The 6,514-nt window shown below is 39.7% G+C and carries 3 protein-coding genes; 2 read left to right on the forward strand and 1 reads right to left on the reverse strand.

The features are described 5' to 3' along the window. Positions 1-63: 63 nt before the first annotated feature. Positions 64-1,587, reverse strand: coding sequence for an ATP-binding cassette domain-containing protein (locus HMPREF1517_RS10025; RefSeq protein WP_037601816.1), 1,524 nt, complete (start codon positions 1,585-1,587; stop codon positions 64-66). Between the two features lie 421 nt (positions 1,588-2,008). Between HMPREF1517_RS10025 and HMPREF1517_RS10030 the strand changes: the two genes are divergently transcribed. Both HMPREF1517_RS10030 and HMPREF1517_RS10035 read left to right on the forward strand, forming a co-directional pair. Then, positions 2,009-3,097 carry a hypothetical protein gene (locus HMPREF1517_RS10030; protein WP_037601819.1) on the forward strand — a complete coding sequence of 363 codons (1,089 nt, stop codon included), beginning with the start codon at positions 2,009-2,011 and terminating at the stop codon, positions 3,095-3,097. A gap of 528 nt (positions 3,098-3,625) precedes the next feature. Next, positions 3,626-6,514 (forward strand): Spy0128 family protein (locus tag HMPREF1517_RS10035; protein WP_037601822.1); only part of this gene is annotated, 2,889 nt, incomplete at its 3' end.

A 6,514-nucleotide genomic window follows, 5' to 3' on the forward strand; every position in this document is an offset into this window, starting at 1 on the left:
TTTTTTCATTGATGAAAAGGTTTCTTTTGAGACTTTTCTTGAAGAAATGATAGATTCGATATCTTAAATCTCAACTTCTTCTAAGCCGTGTGAGTCTAGGCGATAGATCTTTTGGCAGACTTGTCTGAGGTAGTTGACATCATGCGATACTGTCAGAATTGCCCCTGGATAGTTATCAAAGAGCTGTCGGACTTGGGGCTGTGAGGTGGGGGGAAAATTTCTGGTTGGTTCATCTAAGATAAGGAGCTGAGGGCTTTCTAAGACCAGGTGCAGTAGGAGTAGTTTTCCTTTCTGTCCTCCAGATAAATCAGAGATTGCATGGTTCATTTCATCATGACTAAAGTTGAGGTTAGCGAGATGGGAACTTATGATTTCTCTCTCAGTTTTGTCACCAGTCTTACTTAAAAACTCTATCGGTGACAAATCCAGTGGCAAGATAGTGTCATAATGTTGGGGCATGTAGCCAATGGTCAGGTCTGTCTTCTGGCTAAGTTTTTGGTAGAGATAGTGTAAGAGAGTGGATTTCCCACAGCCGTTATCTCCAACAATACCAATTTTTTCTTGCCCTTTCAAAGAAAGTTTGAGATGGTCAATAGTCAGGTGAGGAGCGATGTTTATCTGCTTTTCATCCAAATTTAGGAGATATTTCCCCTGAGGTAGAGGGTCAATATGAGAAAAGAAAAGTTCAATACTGTCTTCTTTATCAGGCATCTGTGTCATATCTTGGTCAAGGCGGTCGTAGCGTTTTTCTTGTGAGAGGACTGCTTTCATCTTTTTAGCAAGCAATCGTCCTTGCGTGCTGTCATGTGTATTGCGTAGGCTGGTTTGGACGTTTTGTTTGATACGGCGATGCTTGGCCATGGCTTTGTCATAGGCTTTTTTCTCGGTTTTCGCTTGCTGCATCTGTTGTTGGTAGCTATCAGTGCGTTGTTGGCTGTAGTTATCATAGTCGAGGTGCTCCACACTGGTCCTTGCCTGTCGACGACGTTTAAGCAGTTCCAGATGGATAATGGTATCAGCTGTCTGACTTAGCAGATCCTCGTCATGTGAGATGTAGACGATCGTTTTATCAGAGTGCTTGATAAAGTCTTTTAACCAAGTCATAGTAGTCAAGTCCATATCATTTGAGGGCTCATCAAGAAAAATAATGTCGTGGGGACGAGCTAATTCTCGGATGAGTTGAATTTTGAGTTTCTCACCACCTGACAGAGTGGAGATAAGCTGACTGCTAGCAAAACGCTCACTATCAAAATGAAGTTCATCAGCCAGACGATAGAGGGTGGCATAGTCTAGGTCATAAGTGTCCGCAAAGAAGTAGTCGTTAAGGGTTAGAGATTGCAAGCTATCCGAAATTTGCTGGGGAATATAGACCTGTGGGCTATCTGTTTTGTTAATAGTTCCCTCGTAAGAAAGATGGTCAAAATGTGCTTTTGGATTGACCAGAAGGGCAAGGAGACTAGATTTTCCATTGCCTTCCTCCCCAATAATGGCGACTTTTTCGCCTAGTGCTATCGTTAGATTTAAGTCATGAACGAGTTCACGCAAATCCTTGGTATGTGTTATGGTTAGGTGTTGAATCTGTATCATAGGACCTCCTAGGTCTGAGTGCTTGTAGATATTGTTTCATGAAAAATATGGACAGTATCAAAGGTCAAAAAACAGTCCTACCTTATAAGATAGAACTGCCTTGAATCTAGCTAAAAAGCTCTCTAGGAGATAGTGATGGTGTGGATGCAAAAAAACGCAGATACCACCAATAAATTTTCTATAGAAAAAGAGCGCAAAAAAGACATGAAAACAATCTATCAAATAAAGCAGGTTTATTGTGAATAGACTTAGTTGTTCATGTCTCCATTTACCTCCGAATGTTACTTGCCTTGATTGTACGCTGTCCGAGAGATTTTGTCAAATGAAAATAAAATATCCAGTCCTATTAGACCTCCGATGCACCTTATCAACAGTCTCCACCTATGCTATACTAAAAGCAATACTAAAAATGGAGATTGTTATGGAAAATAAGTTTGTAAAGAAACCAACACCTAAGGGGGATAAGACCACAAAAATAGTTTTTATCGGTCTCTTAGTGGCATTGCTTTTTATAATCGCAGGAACGGCTATCTTTTTTGCTGTGAGTGGTAGCAGTAAGGCTACCAAAGGTTCAGCTACATCCAGTAAGTCGAGTACGACTGTCTATTCCGGCAGCAATGCAGAAGACCCCTTGTTCAAAATTACCCTGAAAACCTTCGGAGATAATAAGGAATTTTTACTCGTGACACCAAATCCTGGTCATGATAGAAACATGTCTAACATTGTGGGGGTAGCTGGTCAATACTTAGTCACTCAGGAGTACAAGGGGGATGAATCTGGTAAGAAAAATGCCAAGGGTGAGACACTTTATAAGTATGACTACTTTAATATCTATATGTATGACACGGAAAAACCAAATCAAAAACCTAAACAAATTGACCTCTTGAAATTGGCTAAAAAAGCTGGGGATGAAGATTATTTAAATCAGGCAAGTCTAAGGCTTTTCATGCTTAATGAGCAGGCTTACTTACAAATGCCTTTTGGTGCGTCATCAGCGGATTTTGCTTCTAATAAAAAATACCTCAATCTCAAAACGCAAAAGATTGAGGAAATGAATATTCCAGCTAACTCGAATACTTTGGACTCGGAATTGGATTACGCCAATGTTGATATGCGTAAGACTTTAGAGCCTTTTGGTCTTGAAATGTGGCCGGGTGCAACTAATGGTAAGGATCTATATCATCCAAGAGAAACACCAATTGCGAGTCTGCCTGCTCTTTATTACATTTCTGAAAAAGACAGAAGCCTCAATATGGATAGTACCAACTTTGCCAAAGAGCATAAGGATGCTTATGACGCGATTAAGACCAAACATGCTAGGATCTACACCATTCCAAGCAAGATTAACAATGAAACCTGGTTCAATACCTTACTCCATTGGATGGCACCTGAAGGCCAGGATGCCTACGAGTTACCGGTTAGGGCATTTAGACCGACTCAGGAAGAAGGGAAAGTCAAGTCCTACCAAGAATTGCAGACTTGGAATGACAATCATATCAGAAAAAAATAGAGGAACTTACCTCTGAAACCAATAAGATTATGAACCCAAGTTTATGATACTTGGGTTTTTTAGTGTTTTTGAAATGCTAATGGGAGACTTTAGTCGTGAAAGAGGATTATTAAATTGTATATCAATGGTTTATCGAGGGTGTTACAGAATCGGATGGTTTGTAATAAGAAGGTGAAAATTAGAATCAAAGTGAGGAAATCAACCAATAAAATGAGTTAAATCCTCTCATAAGTCTAACATCTTCCGTGAAAATTATGAGAAAGTTAGGAATGAAAAGAAAATAAAATAGAAATTTGAAAACGGTATAAAACAAATAAAATCAAGGTTTTTACACTTGTAAGGATAAAAAATGAGCGAAAGTTGTCGGTTGAATTGTCAGATAACTTGATTTTTTTTAAAAAATATCGATTAATCACTTGACCATGAATTGTCAGAATGTTAGAATGTAATAGAATCATGAGTTCAAGTATAGGATTCTTGTATACTCGTGACCTATAACTAACTATTTCATACAGAGGGAGACTTGAAATGAAAGACATTTTTAACAGACGTCAACGATTTTCATTGCGTAAATATTCGTTTGGTGTCGCTTCAGTCTTGCTAGGAACGGCACTCTTTGCTGCTCATACTGCACAGGCTGATGAAGTAACAGCGCCTGACGCTTCTTCATCAAATCCTGGTTCATCAGTTGAGGGCGAGAGTTCTTCAGACCTGGTTGAGACGTCAACAGCATCAACAGCTCAAGCAGATCCTACTGCAGCTGTATCTTCAACTGAGGCAACTGCGTCAACATTTAACTTGACGCCAGAAGCTTCAACAACAGATAAGGCTGCCGCAGAGACAACTGACAAACAAGCTACAGAAACTGCAAAACCTGAAGCAGCTAAACCAGCTTCAGAGACTGCAAAACCAACTGAAAAAGCTGCTACAGAAACAGCTAAACCAGCTACAGCGGCATCTACAAATGCAGCTAGCAACAACGTTGAAACAACAGCTTCAGCGACAACCGCTGCAGCAACTCCAGCTGCAACAGCGGCTAATCGTACTGCAGCAACAGCCGCTCCAGTAACTGAAGAAACAGCAGCAGCCGAAACTGCGGCAGCAACTACAAGTCTTAACACACGTGGTTCTGCACGTTTTTATTCTGTAGGAGCAGCAGCAGTTCGTAGTGCAACGCTTGACCGCGCTGCAACTGATATGACTAATGCTGGCGCTTTGGCAACAAGAAGCAGCCGTCGTAATCGTCGTGCCGCTACAGACCACAATAACGAGCCGGTTGCTGTAGCAACTTTCTTAAAAGACGGTGAAGTTGCTACACCTGAGATGACGGATCCAAATGGTGCAACTGTTCGTTCACAAACAGTACCATCAGGATATGCTGCTAAAGAAGGCGATGTCTACACTTATAGTATTGTAGACCTTACTCGTTTCAATGAACGCTACAATACAAACTACTATACTCGAGCATACAAGAGATTTGATGCTTCAACAGATACAACTGTTGAATTGATCAACAAAAACACTGGTGCTGTAGTTGAAACAAGAACAATTACTGCCTCTAGTGGTATTCAAAAATTCACGACTACTCAATCTGCTTCTAAAGGTGAATTAACTTTCCAAGTAGATTACGATCCAGGTACAGGAGCTGGCCCTGGTAAAACTGACCAACCATTTATTCAATACGGATATGAAGTCGGTGCAAGCATCCAAGCTTTAGTAGCTCCAGGACACCAACTTACACCTGACGAAAAAAAATTATACGATGCTGTTTATGATGCTCGTACATCAACAGATATTATCAACGTTGTAGAACCAGCTTATAACGGTCGTACGATTACGGATACTAATGCCAAGATTCCAGTATCAGTTAATAAAACAACTTACTATAAAGTAGTTGATAAAAATAATCCAACATTTAATGCCAATAAAACTGATGTAACTGTTCAAGATTATAAAGCAAATGGTAATGAAGTAGACTTAGCTTCATACACTCTTAAAGCTATGGAAGGTCAAAACTTCACAGCATCTGGAGAGCGCCAATTTGATGGATACAAACTTTATCAAGCAGCTGATGCAAATGATCAATCAGGTTATGTAAGCCGTCCTTACACTGTTGGTACGAAATTCATGGACGCTGAGCGTGCAGGGATTAAACGTATTAAAGAAATCGTAGGCGAAGATGGAACTGTAGTTGTTCGCGTTTACTTACTAGATCCAAAACAACAAAGTAAACGTTCTGATGGTACATTAAGCACTGATGGTTATATGTTACTAGCAGAAACTAAACCAATTAAACCAGGTGATTATAACAAGCAAGAATTAGCAGTTAAGAAATCACCTCTTACAACTATTCCATATACAGAAACTAATCCAAAAACTGGAGCAGTCACACAATATCCTAATGGTAAAGAAGTTCCATTTAACTTCCAAACAGCTGCTGGATATACACCGTATAAAACTGTATTCGTTCCATTCTTAGGAGACAATATCGGTCACCTTTCTCCAAATGCGCAATTAGAACGTGGAGTTACTGGTATCGGTACTAACGTTGACTTGCTTAACTCTTTGACACCGTATAAACAACCTGTTTATTACTACGTGAAGCAAGAACCAGTAACAGTCACTCCAGAAGTTGAAAAACAATTGGAAGGACGTGTGCTTGTTGATGGTGAATTTAGCTTCAAGATTAAAGAAGTCAATGAAAACAAATCACTTCCTTCATATGAAGAAACTGTAACTAACAAAAACGGTAAAGCTACATTTAGTAAATTAAGCTTCAATAAAGTTGGTACTTACACTTACACAATCACTGAGGTTAAAGGGGCAGATACAAACGTCGATTACGATGGTATGACAGTTAAGATGACTGTTACTGTAACTGAAAACTCTAAAGGTGATTTGCAAGCTTCTGTTAAATACAGTGGTACTGGTGGATTTGCTTCAAGTGCAGATGATAAAGTCTTCAACAACTACGTTGTAGCTCCAGTTAAGACTAAGTTTGACTTCAGTAAAGCTCTTGCAGGTCGTGACTTGAAAGCCGGTGAATTTAGCTTCGTATTGAAAGATTCAACTGGTAAAGTTCTTCAAACTAAGACAAATACTAAAGAAGGTGTTGTAGCCTTTGATGATTTGACCTTTGACAATACTCAAGTTGGTACTCACAAGTACACTGTAGAAGAAGTTATCCCAGAAAACAAAGAAGCTGGTATGACTTACGATACAATGAAGGCTGAAGTAACAATCACTGTCACTAAGGAAGGTCACGTTCTTAAAGCAACAAACACTCTTCCATCAGATACAGAGTTCAACAATACATTCACACCTGCTGCAACACAAGCACAATTCCGCTTCACAAAACGTTTGGAAGGTAAGACTCTTGAAGCAAATGCCTTCACCTTCGAATTGCTTGAAAACGGC

The organism is Streptococcus sp. ACS2 (genome assembly GCF_000525585.1).
Lineage (GTDB): Bacteria > Bacillota > Bacilli > Lactobacillales > Streptococcaceae > Streptococcus.

Coding starts and splice junctions, on each gene's coding strand:
- HMPREF1517_RS10025 (WP_037601816.1), bottom strand. CDS start 1,587: ATGATACAGATTCAACACCTAACCATAACACATACCAAGGATTTGCGT.
- HMPREF1517_RS10030 (WP_037601819.1), top strand. CDS start 2,009: ATGGAAAATAAGTTTGTAAAGAAACCAACACCTAAGGGGGATAAGACC.